Below are 15,628 nucleotides of genomic sequence, written 5' to 3'. Positions count from 1 at the left end.
TTGTGACGACAAGGCGACGTTATGGAGCGCAGTGGGCAGGCCTCAGGACGTGTGTGCTGCGCTCGCCGATGAGGCAACAGGCACAGGCCGCTCGTCCGGGGCCACACGCTCGAGATGAACGTTCACCCGGCGGTTGCGCGACCGGTTGGCCTCATTGGTATTGGGCGCCAACGGGTAGCGTTCGCCATGAAAGCGCAGGGTAATCTGCTGCTCGGGGACACCCTGGGCCTTGAGATAATCCATGACCGCCAGCGCCCGGCGCCGGGACAGGTCACGGTTGGTGAGGCGATTGCCGCTGTTGTCCGAGTGGCCGTCCAGCTCGATACGGTTGACGGTCGGATCGGCCTTCAAGTAAGCCACCATATTGTCCAGGCGCGCCTTGGCCCGGGCATCCAGCTCGATGCCGCCCCCCGGAAAGCCCACTTCAGCCTGTTTGATCTGGTCAAAATTCATCGGCAACAGCTTGGCAGTGCAGGCCTGATAATCACTGAACGCTTTGCTGAACTTGACGGGCAACAAACGTATTTCCATCAGGCCGCCATCGCGGTTGTAGTGACGAATGAGCGGGCTGCGCCCGTCCATCAAGCCGCTGATCAAACGCCCGGCCTGCGCTTGGGAGGTGTTGAACGGTATGTCGCCATTGACGACTCGCACCGACCCCAGGTTGATATCGCCGCGTCCAGGCTGCCACGGTGCAGCGGCGGCGAGCAATGTCGCAGAGCCATTGCCAAGCATGTTGTAGGACGCCTTGAGGCGAAACGTGGCCTGCTCCCCCGCGCGACGCACGAACTCGCCGGCACCGAAATCGGTGATCGGCTGGGTCAGGCGGCATTCGAACTGATCGCCTTCGACTTTCCACTCAATGCTCTCCAGACGCGTCTGGAAATTGATAGCCATCGCCGGAAGGCTGGCAAACAGGCTGAGCAAGGCTAAATATCGCTGGCGCACGGGAGGCTCCACTGGAAATGAACGCGAAACAGAAAATGCTGACTGACAAGGGGGCTATCGGTAACTTCATGCAAAACTTGATAGCGGATGCCTGAGAGAGGCTTTTCCGGTAGCATTCCCAACGAGTTTGACCCGCCTGGAATCCCCAATGTCTGACCGCCTGACCCTCCTGCGTCCCGACGACTGGCACATTCACCTCCGTGACGGAGCTGTTTTGCCTCATACCGTTGCTGACGTAGCGCGAACTTTTGGCCGCGCAATCATCATGCCCAACCTCGTGCCTCCGGTTCGCAACGCGCAACAAGCCGACGCCTACCGCCAGCGCATCCTGGCCGCACGTCCGGCCGCCAGCCGCTTCGAACCGTTGATGGTGCTTTACCTCACCGACCAGACCACGCCCGAAGACATTCGCACCGCCAAGGCCAGCAGCTTTGTGTACGCGGCCAAGTTGTATCCGGCCGGTGCGACCACCAACTCGGATTCCGGTGTCACCAGCATCGACAAGATCTTCCCGGCCCTGGAAGCGATGGCCGAAGTCGGCCTGCTGCTGTTGGTACACGGGGAAGTGACACGCGGTGAAATCGATGTATTCGATCGCGAAAAGGTGTTCATCGATGAGCATCTGCGTCGCGTGGTCGAACGCTTTCCGACACTGAAAGTGGTGTTCGAACACATCACCACCGGTGAAGCCGTGCAGTTCGTCAATGAAGCCTCGGCCAATGTCGCGGCGACCATCACGGCGCATCACTTGCTGTACAACCGCAACCACATGCTGGTCGGCGGGATTCGTCCGCACTTCTATTGCCTGCCGATCCTCAAGCGCAATACGCATCAGACTTCACTCCTTGACGCGGCCACCAGCGGCAGCGGCAAGTTCTTTCTGGGCACCGACTCGGCGCCGCATGCCCAGCATGCCAAGGAAAACGCCTGCGGCTGTGCCGGCTGCTACACCGCCTATGCCGCAATCGAGCTGTACGCAGAAGCATTCGAGCAACGTAACGCGCTGGACAAACTGGAGGGCTTCGCCAGCCTTCATGGTCCGGCGTTTTATGGCCTGCCTGCCAATCAGGACACCATCACGCTGGTGCGTGACGAGTGGACCGCCCCTGCCAGCCTGCCGTTTGGCGAGTTGACCGTTATCCCGCTGCGCGCTGGTGAAACACTGCGCTGGCGTCTGGAGGAACACGCGTGAGTGAAGATCATTTTGACGACGAACACGAAGGCCACGGCGGTGGCGGCGGTTCCCGTCACCCGATGGCAGCGCGATTTCGCGGCTACCTGCCGGTAGTCGTTGACGTCGAAACCGGCGGTTTCAATTCTGCCACCGACGCCCTGCTGGAAATCGCTGCAGTCACCATCGGCATGGACGAAAAAGGCTTCGTGTTCCCTGAGCACACGTATTTCTTCCGCGTCGAGCCCTTCGCGGGTGCCAACATCGAAGCGGCCGCGCTGGAGTTCACCGGCATCAAGCTGGATCACCCGCTGCGCATGGCGGTCAGTGAAGAGACTGCGCTGAATGACATTTTCCGTGGCGTGCGCAAAGCCCTGAAAGCCAACGGTTGCAAACGCGCAGTGCTGGTCGGCCATAACGCCAGCTTCGACCTGGGCTTCGTCAACGCCGCCGTCGCCCGGATGGACATGAAGCGCAACCCGTTTCACCCGTTCTCCAGCTTCGACACCGCAACCCTCGCCGGCCTCGCCTACGGCCAGACCGTGTTGGCAAAAGCCTGCCAGGCCGCCGGAATCGACTTTGACGGCCGTGAAGCGCACTCGGCCCGTTACGACACCGAGAAGACTGCCGAGCTGTTCTGCGGCATCGTCAACCGCTGGAAAGAGATGGGCGGCTGGGAAGACTTCGACGATTGAAGTCGATGCGTCATGAGCAAACCGGCCTTGTGCCGGTTTTTTCATACGGGTCAAAAAGCGTCGGGCGTTTTCCCTGATGCAAATGGCATAACCGACCATTCATCGCCGTACCTGAATCTAACCCAAAACAGTTTTGACAAGCATTCTCATTAACATTAAGCTCCTCGGCACCAAGCAATAAACCAGCGACGGTCCATAGCTTATGTATGTTTGCCTCTGCCAAGGTGTCACAGACGGTCAAATCCGGGATGCAATTCTGGAAGGCTGCTGCAGTTATCGTGAAGTCCGCGAAACACTGGGCGTTGCGAGTAAATGTGGAAAATGCGCCTGCCTGGCCAAGGAAGTGGTGCGCGACACACTGACCGAACTGCAAAGCAGTCATGCGGCGCTGGCTTATCCCGCAAAATTTTCAGCGGCCTGAACACCCCTTATTTGAAGAACCGGACGCCATGTCCGGTTTTTTTATGCCTGTAATTCAAGCGCTTAGCGTCGAGATGCGGAACTCAAACATTCTTATTCCTATTTAAATTCACTTATTATTCAACAACTTAGGTTTGACAGACGAGGGAGCGCAGATCACACTCGCGGCTTATCGACACCCTTATCGGCAGGACCTCGAACATGAAAGGCGACATTACAGTCATCCAGCATCTCAACAAGATCCTCGGAAACGAGCTGGTCGCCATCAATCAGTATTTTCTGCATGCCCGCATGTATGAAGACTGGGGCCTGAAAAAGCTTGGTGGGCACGAATACCACGAGTCTATTCATGCGATGAAGTACGCAGACAAGCTGATCAAGCGCACTCTGTTTCTTGAAGGGCTGCCAAACCTGCAGGACCTGGGCAAGATTCTGATCGGCGAGCACACCAAGGAAATGCTTGAGTGCGACCTGAAGATCGAGCAAAAAGGTCTGGCTGATCTGAAAGCGGCCATTGCTCATTTCGAGACTGTCGGTGACTTCGGCAGCCGCGAGCTGCTGGAAGACATCCTTGAACCCAAGGAAGAGCAGATCGACTGGCTAGAGACCCAGCTGGGCCTGATCGTCAAAGTCGGCATCGAGAATTACCTGCAGTCGCAAATGGGTGACTGATTCACCCAACGCGCCGCAATGAAAAAGCCCGCCTCAATCGAGAGCGGGCTTTTTCTTGTCCGTAAAACCACGCCATTCAGACGTACTCTGCGCCCTCTTGCGACGCAGAGCGTCGTGAAAGGCATTCCCACGCTGGAGCGTGAGGAACGAGCGTCATCTGGACGAACATTGATCATGCCCATGAAGCGCGGGGCTTTACTCGGCTTTGGCGGCCGAGGCTTCCTTGACCAGCGTCTGCAGCGAGCCGTCAGCCATCATCTCGGTGATGATGTCGCTGCCGCCGACCAGTTCGCCGGCCACCCACAACTGCGGGAACGTCGGCCAGTTGGCGTACTTGGGCAGGTTGGCGCGGATTTCAGGGTTTTGCAGGATGTCGACATAGGCAAACTTTTCGCCACACGCCATCAATGCCTGGGAAGCCTTGGCCGAAAAACCGCATTGTGGAGCGTTCGGAGCGCCTTTCATGTAAAGCAGAATGGTGTTGCTGGCAATCTGCTCTTTGATCGTTTCGATGATATCCATGGAGCACCTCGGCTGAAATATCCGACTCAGTTGTCGGCACGGTGGCGCATTGTAACGAAATCCCGAGCATGACGCTCTGTCTTGAGCCTTAACACGACGCAACCTGCACCGGCACGCCGTTCAACGCCGCGTTGCCGGACAGCACGTCGAGGTGCCGTTCGTCAGTCAGGTCGTTGGCGCTCACGCCAGGCTGCCCCTGAGCGATCTCCATTTTCACTCCGGCCCGCGAGTGCCCCCAGCCATGCGGCAGGCTGACAACGCCTGGCATCATGTCCAGACTGCTCAGCACCTGAACGTCGATCATCCCGACCCGCGAACTGACCCGGACCTGCTGCCCGTCGCTCAAGCCACGGCACGCCAGGTCATCAGGGTGCATCAGCAATTGATGGCGAGGCTTGCCTTTCACCAGTCGGTGATAGTTGTGCATCCACGAGTTATTGCTGCGCACATGCCGGCGACCAATCAACAGCAACTCGCCGGACGTTTCACCGGGCTTGGGCCCCGTGTCGGCAGCGAAGCGCACAAGATCAGCCATGATCACCTCTGGCGCGGCCTGAACGTGTCCATTGGCGGTTTTCAGGCGGCTGGCCAGGTTTGGTGTCAACGCGCCCAGATCCAGGCCATGCGGGTGGCTGGCGAGGGTTTCCAGAGAGAGATTGTGGCGCGATGCCTCGCCGTACAGTCCAGCCCGTAACCCCCGATCAATCATCTGCGCCGGTGGCAGGGTCGGCTTGAGTTCGCGTTGAGCCCTGGCCGCAAACGCCTTGGCCAGGCCGACGAAGATCTCCCAGTCGTGCAACTCGCCCTCGGGCTTGTCGAAGATGGCGCGATTGAAGCGCGTGACGTTGCGCACCGCCAGCGTGTTGAACGTGGTGTCGTAGTGATCGTTTTCCAGCGCCGAGGTGGAAGGCAGAATCAAATCGGAATGGCGCGTGGTCTCGTTGATGTACAGATCAATGCTGACCATGAATTCCAGACCTTCAAGCGCCTGGTCGAGTTGACGTCCGTTGGGCGTCGACAGCACCGGGTTGCCCGCGACCGTCACCAGGGCGCGAACCTGCCCTTCTCCCTCCACGAGCATTTCTTCAGCGAGTGCCGAGACCGGTAACTCGCCGCCATACTCCGGCAGCCCTGATACCCGGCTTTGCCACAGATTGAAATGCCCGCCCGAGGTCGAGCTGACAAGGTCCACAGCAGGCTCTGTACACAGTGCGCCACCGACGCGGTCCAGGTTGCCCGTCACCAGATTGATCAACTGCGTCAGCCAATGGCACAGCGTGCCGAAGACCTGCGTCGAGACACCCATGCGTCCATAACAGACTGCCTTGTCAGCAGCGGCAAAATCCCGGGCCAATTGCCGGATCTGTTCGGCGGAAATGCCGCAACGCGGGCTCATGGTCTCGGCCGTGAAGCCGGCAATCGCGTGCAGCACGTCTTCAAGCCCCTCGACAGGCAGATGACTTTCACGGGTCAGCCCCTCTTCGAACAGCGTGTTGAGCAACCCGAACAGCAGTGCAGCATCGCCGCCGGGCCTTATGAACAGATGCTGATCGGCGATAGCGGCCGTTTCACTGCGACGCGGGTCGATGACCACCAGCCTGCCGCCGCGCTGTTGAATGGCTTTCAGGCGCTTCTCGACATCCGGGACGGTCATGATGCTGCCGTTGGACGCCAACGGGTTACCGCCCAGAATCAGCATGAAGTCGGTGTGGTCGATATCCGGAATCGGCAACAGCATGCCGTGGCCGTACATCAGAAAGCTGGTGAGGTGATGCGGCAACTGATCGACCGACGTCGCCGAGAAACGGTTACGGGTCTTGAGCAGGCCGAGAAAATAATTGCTGTGGGTCATCAGCCCGTAGTTATGGACACTGGGGTTGCCCTGATAGATCGCCACGGCGTTTTGCCCGTGGCGTTGCTGAATGGCATGAAGACGTTCAGCGACATGATCGAATGCAGCCTGCCAGCCAATCGGCTGCCACTCGTCCCCGTTGCGCAGCATCGGCTGGCGCAAGCGGTCGGGATCGTTCTGGATGTCTTGAAGCGCAACGGCTTTGGGGCAGATATGACCACGGCTGAATGTGTCCAGCGGGTCGCCTTTGATCGACGTGATCCGGGGGGCGGCATCCGGCTCGGTAACGGTCTCGATGGCGAGGCCGCAAATGGCCTCACACAGGTGGCAGGCGCGGTAGTGTTCGGTCCGGGTCATCGCAACCTCAGGTCTTGTCATGGCAATCAGGCTGATTGCTGAACAGGCACTATGGTGGCTGGTGATGACCTTCGCCACTGACGTTCGTCTCGTGAATCGGGGGGCATCAGGCGGGCCGATGAGCGGGCCGGGTCAGCCGCCGATTGGCGTGACCACTTTGTGCTGAAGCTGGATTTCGGTGACGGTTTCGATCTGTTCCTGAGCCACGTGGACACCCGTCAGGTCACCGATCAGCCGCCAGTGTTCGTCGAGCCCCGAACTGATGGTTGCCATTCGATCGATCATGCGGCGCCCCGCGTTACGCGTTACTTCGTCCTCGCTGCGCAGCAGCTCAAAGGACATCGAGGTCATTGAGGCCGTCAGATGGGTGAGCGTGCGAGCAGTCAGCCCCAGTAACTCCGTTAATTGACGCTCTTTTGAGTCCATTCCCCACCCCTCGATCAGTAATGTGTCGGCAACGATTTATAACCTGTGACGGGCATTAAAGAAATGGCCCCTGTTCCAGACCCGTGATGCGCGTCGCATAAGCGCAGCGGCGCAAAAGTGGACTGTTGCAGGATTGGTACTAATTGCCAAGCGCTATTTGAGCAGTGTACAAATGCTGCCTTCAGAAAAAGCAGAGATCGCCATTCACGTTCTCAGCGTAGCCAACTTTTCAGCCCGTCAATGACGTATTACGGCGCACCTTTAGTGGAAGCGACGAGGGCTTCGGCTTTTCCGAAACACGCATGCTATTGGTAAGACGCGACATTTTTTTATACTATCGCGCCTTCCTTATTCGTCGCTCCGTGCGGCTTCCGCCGCAGGTCTGCCCGGTTTCCCGATAAAAACCGGCTTTGATAACCTGCGGTCTGTTGCAAAAAAGGTAGTTAATCATGAACGCCAGGCACTTTCTCTCGATGATGGATTACACCCCGGACGAACTTCTGGGCATGATCCGTCGTGGCGTAGAGCTCAAAGACCTGCGAAACAGCGGCGTACTTTTTGAGCCGCTAAAGAACCGGGTACTCGGGATGATTTTTGAAAAATCCTCGACACGTACCCGTCTTTCTTTTGAAGCAGGGATGATTCAGTTGGGTGGCCAAGCCATCTTTTTGTCGCACCGTGACACCCAGTTGGGTCGTGGCGAGCCTATTGCCGACAGTGCAAAAGTGATTTCGCGCATGCTCGATGCGGTCATGATCCGTACCTACGCGCACAGCAACCTGACCGAGTTCGCGGCCAATTCCCGCGTGCCGGTGATCAACGGTCTGTCAGATGACCTGCATCCCTGCCAGTTGCTGGCCGATATGCAGACCTTTCTGGAGCATCGCGGCTCGATCAAGGGCAAGACCGTTGCCTGGATTGGTGATGGCAACAACATGTGCAACAGCTATATAGAAGCCGCGATTCAGTTCGACTTCCAGTTGCGTGTCGCCTGCCCTGCCGGTTATGAGCCAAACCCGGAGTTCCTGGCCCTGGCCGGTGATCGTGTCACCGTGGTTCGTGACCCGAAAGCGGCGGTGACCGGTGCTCATCTGGTCAGTACCGACGTCTGGACATCCATGGGTCAGGAAGAAGAAACCGCTCGGCGCAAAGCCTTGTTCGCTCCGTTCCAGGTCACTCGCGCCTTGCTCGACCTCGCGGACAGGGACGTCCTGTTCATGCACTGCCTGCCGGCTCATCGCGGCGAAGAAATCAGTGCCGACCTGCTGGATGACTCGCGCTCGGTCGCCTGGGACCAGGCAGAGAATCGCCTGCACGCGCAAAAGGCGCTGCTGGAGTTTCTCGTCGCGCCGTCCTTCAAGCCCGCATGAGTCAGTTGCTGCTGAACCTGCGCGACCTGGCCTGCGGCTACCAGAACCAGCGCGTGGTGCAGGACTTGAACCTGCACCTCAACGCGGGTGATATCGGCTGCCTGCTGGGTTCGTCGGGCTGCGGCAAAACCACCACGCTGCGTGCCATTGCCGGTTTCGAACCGGTTCATACGGGAGAGATCACGCTGGCCGGCGAGGTCATTTCCCGTCCGGGCTGGACGCTGGCACCGGAAAAACGCCGCATCGGTATGGTGTTTCAGGATTACGCGCTGTTCCCGCACTTGAGCGTGGCTGAAAACATTGCCTTCGGCATTCGCAAGCACCCGCGCCTTGATCAGGTCATCGCTGAACTGCTGGAACTGGTCAACCTTGGCGCGCTGGGCAAACGCTACCCCCACGAATTGTCCGGCGGCCAGCAGCAACGCGTGGCGCTGGCCAGAGCGCTGGCACCGGAACCCCGACTGTTGCTGCTCGACGAGCCGTTCTCCAACCTGGACGGCGAGTTACGTCGGCGGCTGAGCCATGAGGTGCGAGACATCCTCAAGGCGCGCGGCACCAGTGCCGTTCTGGTGACTCATGACCAGGAAGAAGCCTTTGCCGTCAGTGACCACGTCGGCGTTTTCAAAGAGGGTCGACTGGAGCAGTGGGACACGCCTTACAACCTGTATCACGAACCCCTGACACCCTTTGTTGCAAGCTTCATCGGGCAGGGTTATTTCATTCGCGGGCAGATGCTTGATCCACAATCGGTACACACCGAGCTGGGCGTACTGCGAGGCAATCGGGCTTATCCGGGCGTCAGCGGCAGTGCTGTGGACGTCTTGCTACGACCCGATGACATCGTTTACGCGCCAGAAAACCATCTGAAAGCACGGGTCATTGGCCGGACATTCCAGGGCGCTTCGACCCTGTATCGTCTGCAACTGCCCACCGGCAGTCAGCTGGAAGCGATTTTCCCCAGCCATGCCGATCACCGGCAGGGGGATGACGTTGGCATTCGTGTCGCCGCCGACCATCTGGTGCTGTTCGCTGCACCGGGCAGTGTGGCTGCGCATGCGGTAAACAGCTGAGCGTCAGGTTTATTCCCGACCGATCGGGGCAAACCTGGCCTGGGTATGCTCCGCCAGCACGTCCGCTGACAGTTCGACCTCAAGCCCCCTCCTCCCGGCGCTCACATAGATGCTGTCAAAACGCTGTGCGGTGTCATCAATGAAAGTGCGAAGACGCTTCTTCTGACCCAGCGGACTGATGCCTCCCAACAGGTAACCCGTGGAGCGCTGAGCGGCGGCAGGGTCAGCCATTTCGGTTTTTTTCGCCCCGGATGCCTGCGCCAGAGCCTTCAGATCGAGCGTTCCGACGACCGGCACTACCGCGACCAGCAACTCGCCCTTTTCGGTGCTGGCCAGCAAGGTCTTGAACACCCGCGCGGCGTCCAGCCCCAGCTTTTCCGCAGCCTCCAGCCCATACGACGCCGCTTTCGGATCATGTTCGTAGCTGTGAATACGGTGCTCGGCGCGGTTTTTCTTCAGCAAATCCAGTGCGGGTGTCATGCAGCGCTCCAAAGGGGTCGGGACGACGCACACTTTAAGCCAAGTAAAGTGAACATGCCTTGATTCACGCGACCTGCGACACTGATGGCCTTTTGAAAACAGCTTGAATATCCCGTCGTACAGCCTGCGCGAACCCTCTGCGGAGCGTCATGCCAATTTTCTGACCGTTCGGTTCCGACCTTTGACAGCCGTGTTTCTTGCCTATATTTTTTCGTTTACGAATATTATCGAAAGCAGTTTTTCGGTATAACTCGCAGCAGCGATCAGAAATGGGGTTTTTCTGAGACGCATGAATAACGAGCACCCATGCCTGTCTCAGGGTGCCGAGACAAAAACAAAAATGAGGTATCCATGACCATCGCACTAAAACAACCGTCACTTACCGGGCAATGTGTAGCTGAATTTCTGGGCACAGCGCTGATGATTTTTTTCGGCACAGGATGCGTTGCAGCGCTCAAGGTCGCGGGAGCTACTTTCGGTTTGTGGGAAATCAGCATCATCTGGGGCATGGCGGTCAGCATGGGGATCTACCTCAGCGCCGGCATTTCGGGTGCCCACCTCAACCCGGCCGTCAGCATTGCGCTGAGTCTGTTTGCCGGTTTTGAAAAACGTAAATTGCCGTTTTACATCTCTGCACAGGTCGCGGGCGCATTCTGCGGAGCGGGTCTGGTGTACGTGCTGTACGTCAGTCTCTTTTTCGACTTCGAACATACCCACCACATCATCCGTGGCAGCCAGCAGAGCCTCGAACTGGCATCGGTCTTCTCGACGTATCCGAACCCTGCCATTTCCGTGGGTCAGGCATTTCTGGTCGAAGTGGTCATCACCACCATTCTGATGGGCGTCATCATGGCGTTGGGCGATGACAATAACGGGCTGCCGCGCGGCGCGCTGGCCCCGCTGCTGATCGGTCTTCTGGTGGCTGTGATCGGCAGCGCCATGGGGCCTCTGACCGGTTTCGCCATGAACCCGGCACGTGACTTCGGTCCGAAGCTGATGACGTTTTTCGCCGGCTGGGGTGAAATAGCGTTTACCGGCGGTCGTGACATCCCTTATTTCCTGGTTCCGATTTTCGCGCCCATTCTGGGTGCCTGCCTGGGTGCTGCCGGCTATCGCGCGCTGATTGCGCGTCATCTGCCAAGCGCCGCACCTGTTGAAAACAAGAAAGATGTTCCAGTGGTTCGCGGCAAAGTTCAGGCTTCATCTTGAATCCCACTTAATAACGCAAGGCAATCGACATGACTGACACAAAGAACAAGAACTACATCATTGCTCTTGACCAGGGCACCACCAGCTCGCGGGCCATCATCTTCGACCGCGACGCTAACGTGGTAAGCACTGCCCAAAGTGAATTCGTACAGCACTATCCGCAGGCTGGCTGGGTCGAGCACGACCCGATGGAAATCTTTGCCACCCAGACTGCGTGCATGACCAAGGCGCTGGCGCAGGCTGACTTGCACCACGATCAGATCGCCGCCATTGGTATCACCAACCAGCGTGAAACCACCGTGATCTGGGAACGTGACACCGGCCGTCCGATCTACAACGCAATCGTCTGGCAGTGCCGCCGCAGTACCGAAATCTGTCAGCAGCTCAAGCGCGACGGTCTCGAGGAATACATCAAGGACACCACCGGGCTGGTCATCGACCCGTACTTCTCCGGCTCCAAGGTCAAGTGGATTCTGGACAACGTCGAAGGCAGCCGCGAGCGCGCCCGCAAAGGCGAGCTGATGTTCGGCACCATCGATACCTGGCTGATCTGGAAATTCACCGGCGGCAAGGTTCACGTCACCGATTACACCAACGCCTCGCGGACCATGCTGTTCAACATTCATACGCTGGAATGGGATCAGCGCATGCTCGACGTGCTGGACATCCCGCGCGAGATCCTGCCCGAGGTCAAAGGCTCTTCCGAGGTCTACGGCCACAGCAAGAGCGGCATCCCGATTGCCGGTATCGCAGGCGATCAGCAGGCAGCGCTGTTCGGCCAGATGTGCGTCGAACCCGGCCAGGCCAAGAACACCTACGGCACCGGCTGCTTCCTGTTGATGAACACGGGCAAGAAAGCCGTGAAATCGGCCCACGGCATGTTGACCACCATTGGCTGCGGCCCGCGCGGCGAAGTAGCCTATGCACTCGAAGGCGCCGTGTTCAACGGCGGCTCGACCGTGCAGTGGCTGCGTGACGAACTGAAGCTGATCAATGACGCGCTGGACACTGAATACTTCGCCAGCAAGGTCAAAGACAGCAACGGTGTCTATCTGGTACCCGCCTTCACCGGCCTGGGCGCCCCGTACTGGGACCCGTATGCCCGTGGCGCGCTGTTCGGCCTGACCCGTGGTGTGAAAGTCGATCACATCATTCGTGCTGCACTGGAATCCATCGCCTATCAGACCCGCGACGTGCTTGATGCGATGCAGCAGGACTCCGGCGAACGCCTCAAGTCGTTGCGTGTCGATGGCGGCGCGGTGGCCAACAACTTCCTGATGCAGTTCCAGGCGGACATTCTCGGCACCCACGTTGAACGCCCGCAAATGCGTGAAACCACGGCACTGGGCGCAGCGTTCCTGGCCGGTCTGGCCATCGGTTTCTGGAGCAGCCTGGACGAGTTGCGTAACAAGGCGGTGATCGAGCGTGTCTTCGAACCTTCCTGCGAAGAGGCGCATCGCGAGAAGCTGTACGCCGGCTGGCAGAAAGCCGTGGCACGCACCCGTGACTGGGAACCGCACGAAAACGAAGAGTGATAAGCGCTGTTGTTGAGAGGGGAGCAGGATTCCGGCTGACAGGTCACACTTTCCTGCGGCATGATGGACGCCATTTGTAGAGGGCGCTCAAGGAAAAACAATGAACCTGCCTCCCCGCCAACAACAGATTCTCGAACTGGTCCGTGATCGCGGTTACGTCAGCATCGAAGAAATGGCGACGCTGTTCGTCGTGACCCCACAAACCATTCGCCGTGATATCAATCAACTGGCCGAAATGAACCTGCTGCGTCGCTACCACGGCGGCGCGGCTTATGACTCCAGCATCGAAAACACCGCCTACGCCATGCGTGCGGATCAGATGCGGGATGAAAAACAACGGATCGCCGAGGCCATCGCCGCGCAGATCCCCGACAACGCCTCGTTGTTCATCAATATCGGCACCACCACCGAGTCCATCGCCCGAGCCTTGCTCAATCACAACAACCTGAAGATCATCACCAACAACCTGCATGTGGCGTCTATCCTCAGCACCAAGGACGATTTTGAAGTACTTATCGCAGGCGGCAATGTTCGCCGTGACGGTGGGGTGGTCGGTCAGGGCAGTATCGATTTCATCAGCCAGTTCAAAGTGGACTTCGCGCTGGTCGGCATCAGCGGGATCGACGAAGACGGCAGCCTGCTGGACTTCGATTATCAGGAAGTTCGGGTTTCTCAGGCGATCATCGCCAACGCGCGCAAAGTGCTGCTGGCGGCGGACTCCAGCAAATTCGGCCGCAATGCGATGGTCCGGCTCGGGCCGATTACATTGATCGATTGCCTGGTCACCGACCAGCCTCCCGTCCCTGCGCTTCAACAACTGCTGAACCAGCACAAGATTCGTCTGGAAGTGGTTTGATCGTAGACACCGGATTGCGATGAGTTCACGAGAGGCTTCTGGAAGAAAACCACCACTATCGTGCGACGCTCTGCGTCGCATGCCGTTCCGGACGCTCCGCGTCCTCTTTTGCAACGCGGAGCGTCACGAACTGCATTCCCATTGAAACGTGAGGAACGAGAGGTGTCTGGACTGGCGCTTACAGAACGAGAAGCGTCAGACAGTAAGATCATCCCCGCGCCACCTCCCGCCCTACAATGTTCATTTTTGTTCTTTTTGCGTTGCCATCATCAGTATTTTCAATCAATACCTGCTGGCAAGGTCAATTTTATTGAGCTATGATTTTCGAAAATGAACATTAATGTTCAGATTCGCCTTTCGAGCCGTGCTCAAGAACTGTCCAGGAGGCCACCAATGCCCCACACAAACGTGCCAACCCCGCCCCTTTCAGAGGTTTACGACATTGCCGTCATCGGTGGTGGCATTAATGGTGTCGGGATTGCGGCGGACGCTTCCGGTCGCGGCCTGTCGGTTTTTCTGTGTGAGAAAGACGACCTTGCCAGCCATACGTCCTCGGCCAGCAGCAAGCTGATTCACGGCGGCCTGCGCTACCTTGAGCACTACGAATTCCGCCTCGTGCGTGAAGCGCTCGCAGAACGTGAAGTGCTGCTCGCCAAGGCACCGCACATCGTCAAGCCGATGCGCTTTGTGCTGCCACACCGCCCGCACCTGCGCCCGGCCTGGATGATTCGTGCAGGGATGTTCCTCTACGACAACCTCGGCAAGCGCGAAAAGCTGCCTGCCTCGCGAACCATTCGTTTCGGTGCAGACAGCCCGCTCAACCCGAGCATCACCCGCGGCTTCGAATACTCTGATTGCTGGGTGGATGACGCTCGCCTGGTGGTACTCAATGCGATGGCAGCCCGTGAAAACGGCGCGCACATTCACACCCAGACCCGCTGTGTCAGCGCGCGCCGCATCAAAGGCATGTGGCACCTGCACCTCGAGCGCAGCGACGGCAGCCTGTTTTCGATCCACGCCAAGGCACTGGTCAATGCGGCAGGCCCTTGGGTTGCCAAGTTCATTCGCGAAGACCTCAAACTCGATTCGGCCTATGGCATTCGTCTGATTCAAGGCAGCCACTTGATCGTGCCGAAGCTGTACGAAGGCGAGCACGCTTTTATTCTGCAGAACGAAGACAAGCGCATCGTGTTCACGATTCCTTACCTGGAACATTTCACCATCGTCGGCACCACCGACCGTGAGTACCAGGGTGATCCGAACAAGGTCGATATCACTGAAGGCGAAATGGACTACGTACTGAAGGTGGCCAACGACCACTTCAAGAAGCAACTGAGCCGTGCAGACGTGCTTCACACCTTCTCCGGCGTACGCCCACTGTGCAACGACGAGTCCGACAATCCGTCAGCCATCACCCGCGATTACACCCTGTCGCTGTCAGGTAGCGGCGAAGAAGCACCGATCCTGTCGGTGTTTGGCGGCAAGCTGACCACGTATCGCAAGCTCGCCGAATCGGCGATGACGCAATTGGCACCGTTTTTCAAGCAGATGAAACCGAGCTGGACAGCCAAGGCTGCGCTGCCCGGCGGTGAAGACATGACCACGCCGGAAGCACTGGCCGCAGAGATGTCCCGCCGCTTTAGCTGGCTGCCGGCACCCATCGCCAAACGCTGGTCCATCACCTATGGCAGCCGCAGCTGGCGCTTGCTGGAAGGCGCGCAAAGCCTGGATGACCTCGGTCAGCACCTGGGCGCAGGGTTGTACACCCGCGAGGTCGATTATCTGTGCGATCAGGAATGGGCCACGAGCATCGAAGACATTCTCTGGCGCCGTACCAAACTCGGCTTGTTCACCACGCCAGAAGAACAGGACGGTGTGCGCAATTACTTGGCAACCGTCGTACGCAACAAGGCTGACATCGAAGCCGCCTGATTTCTTCACGCCCTTCCACCTGTTCATCTTTCACGGGATGAACAGGTTTCTCGCTGCCTCCCCTTCCTTCGCCAACTCTCCAGCCCACTTTTAGCCCTCGCTCCCATTCGGTT

15 protein-coding genes are annotated in these 15,628 nt (G+C 58.4%); 10 read left to right on the top strand and 5 right to left on the bottom strand.

Going from position 1 to position 15,628, the window contains the following annotated elements; genetic code table 11:
• Positions 1–42: 42 nt before the first annotated feature.
• Positions 43–948 carry a flagellar protein MotY gene (locus BW686_RS01050; protein WP_084913815.1) on the bottom strand — a complete coding sequence of 302 codons (906 nt, stop codon included), beginning with the start codon at positions 946–948 and terminating at the stop codon, positions 43–45.
• Between the two features lie 148 nt (positions 949–1,096).
• On the opposite strand from BW686_RS01050, the gene pyrC reads away from it, so the two are divergent.
• The 4 genes from pyrC (at position 1,097) to bfr (ending at position 3,906) form a co-directional block, all read left to right on the top strand.
• Positions 1,097–2,140 carry a dihydroorotase gene (pyrC, locus tag BW686_RS01045; RefSeq protein WP_084913814.1) on the top strand — a complete coding sequence of 348 codons (1,044 nt, stop codon included), beginning with the start codon at positions 1,097–1,099 and terminating at the stop codon, positions 2,138–2,140.
• Complete coding sequence (gene rnt, locus BW686_RS01040; protein WP_084913813.1) at positions 2,137–2,814, top strand: ribonuclease T; 678 nt, start codon at positions 2,137–2,139, stop codon at positions 2,812–2,814. The genes pyrC and rnt overlap by 4 nt, the downstream gene beginning before the upstream one ends.
• 202 nt (positions 2,815–3,016) lie before the next feature.
• On the top strand, positions 3,017–3,235 hold the full coding sequence (locus BW686_RS01035; RefSeq protein WP_005889343.1) for a bacterioferritin-associated ferredoxin: 219 nt from the start codon (positions 3,017–3,019) through the stop codon (positions 3,233–3,235).
• 200 nt (positions 3,236–3,435) lie between these two features.
• Complete coding sequence (gene bfr / locus BW686_RS01030; protein ID WP_005889341.1) at positions 3,436–3,906, top strand: bacterioferritin; 471 nt, start codon at positions 3,436–3,438, stop codon at positions 3,904–3,906.
• 195 nt (positions 3,907–4,101) lie between these two features.
• Here bfr and grxD read toward each other — a convergent pair whose 3' ends face one another.
• The 3 genes from grxD to BW686_RS01015 form a co-directional block, all read right to left on the bottom strand.
• Positions 4,102–4,428: a Grx4 family monothiol glutaredoxin gene (grxD, locus tag BW686_RS01025; protein ID WP_004396490.1), complete on the bottom strand. Its 327-nt coding sequence runs from the start codon at positions 4,426–4,428 to the stop codon at positions 4,102–4,104.
• A gap of 88 nt (positions 4,429–4,516) precedes the next feature.
• Positions 4,517–6,637 carry a molybdopterin oxidoreductase family protein gene (locus BW686_RS01020; RefSeq protein ID WP_084913812.1) on the bottom strand — a complete coding sequence of 707 codons (2,121 nt, stop codon included), beginning with the start codon at positions 6,635–6,637 and terminating at the stop codon, positions 4,517–4,519.
• A gap of 132 nt (positions 6,638–6,769) precedes the next feature.
• Positions 6,770–7,063: a hypothetical protein gene (locus BW686_RS01015; RefSeq protein ID WP_084913811.1), complete on the bottom strand. Its 294-nt coding sequence runs from the start codon at positions 7,061–7,063 to the stop codon at positions 6,770–6,772.
• 449 nt (positions 7,064–7,512) lie between these two features.
• Between BW686_RS01015 and argF the strand changes: the two genes are divergently transcribed.
• Together argF and BW686_RS01005 are read left to right on the top strand one after the other, a co-directional pair.
• Entirely contained in the window at positions 7,513–8,433 is a 921-nt protein-coding gene (gene argF, locus BW686_RS01010) for an ornithine carbamoyltransferase (RefSeq protein ID WP_084913810.1), read from the top strand.
• Positions 8,430–9,503, top strand: coding sequence for an ABC transporter ATP-binding protein (locus BW686_RS01005; RefSeq protein WP_084913809.1), 1,074 nt, complete (start codon positions 8,430–8,432; stop codon positions 9,501–9,503). The genes argF and BW686_RS01005 overlap by 4 nt, the downstream gene beginning before the upstream one ends.
• 9 nt (positions 9,504–9,512) lie before the next feature.
• Here BW686_RS01005 and ybaK read toward each other — a convergent pair whose 3' ends face one another.
• Positions 9,513–9,983 carry a Cys-tRNA(Pro) deacylase gene (gene ybaK, locus BW686_RS01000; protein ID WP_084913808.1) on the bottom strand — a complete coding sequence of 157 codons (471 nt, stop codon included), beginning with the start codon at positions 9,981–9,983 and terminating at the stop codon, positions 9,513–9,515.
• 351 nt (positions 9,984–10,334) lie between these two features.
• Between ybaK and BW686_RS00995 the strand changes: the two genes are divergently transcribed.
• From BW686_RS00995 to glpD, 4 genes are all read left to right on the top strand, one after another.
• A complete protein-coding gene (locus BW686_RS00995) occupies positions 10,335–11,192 on the top strand; it encodes an MIP/aquaporin family protein (protein WP_084913807.1) in 858 nt (285 codons plus the stop codon).
• A 29-nt stretch (positions 11,193–11,221) separates the two neighbouring features.
• Positions 11,222–12,727 carry a glycerol kinase GlpK gene (glpK, locus tag BW686_RS00990; RefSeq protein ID WP_084913806.1) on the top strand — a complete coding sequence of 502 codons (1,506 nt, stop codon included), beginning with the start codon at positions 11,222–11,224 and terminating at the stop codon, positions 12,725–12,727.
• 100 nt (positions 12,728–12,827) lie between these two features.
• Positions 12,828–13,583 carry a DeoR/GlpR family transcriptional regulator gene (locus tag BW686_RS00985; RefSeq protein ID WP_024647071.1) on the top strand — a complete coding sequence of 252 codons (756 nt, stop codon included), beginning with the start codon at positions 12,828–12,830 and terminating at the stop codon, positions 13,581–13,583.
• A 393-nt stretch (positions 13,584–13,976) separates the two neighbouring features.
• A complete protein-coding gene (gene glpD, locus BW686_RS00980; RefSeq protein ID WP_084913805.1) occupies positions 13,977–15,515 on the top strand; it encodes a glycerol-3-phosphate dehydrogenase in 1,539 nt (512 codons plus the stop codon).
• Positions 15,516–15,628: the final 113 nt, after the last annotated feature.

Source organism: Pseudomonas syringae (assembly GCF_002157375.1).
GTDB lineage: Bacteria > Pseudomonadota > Gammaproteobacteria > Pseudomonadales > Pseudomonadaceae > Aquipseudomonas > Aquipseudomonas syringae_T.
The sequence above is the reverse complement of the archived record's forward strand: the minus strand, read 5'-3'. Positions and strand labels throughout refer to the sequence as shown.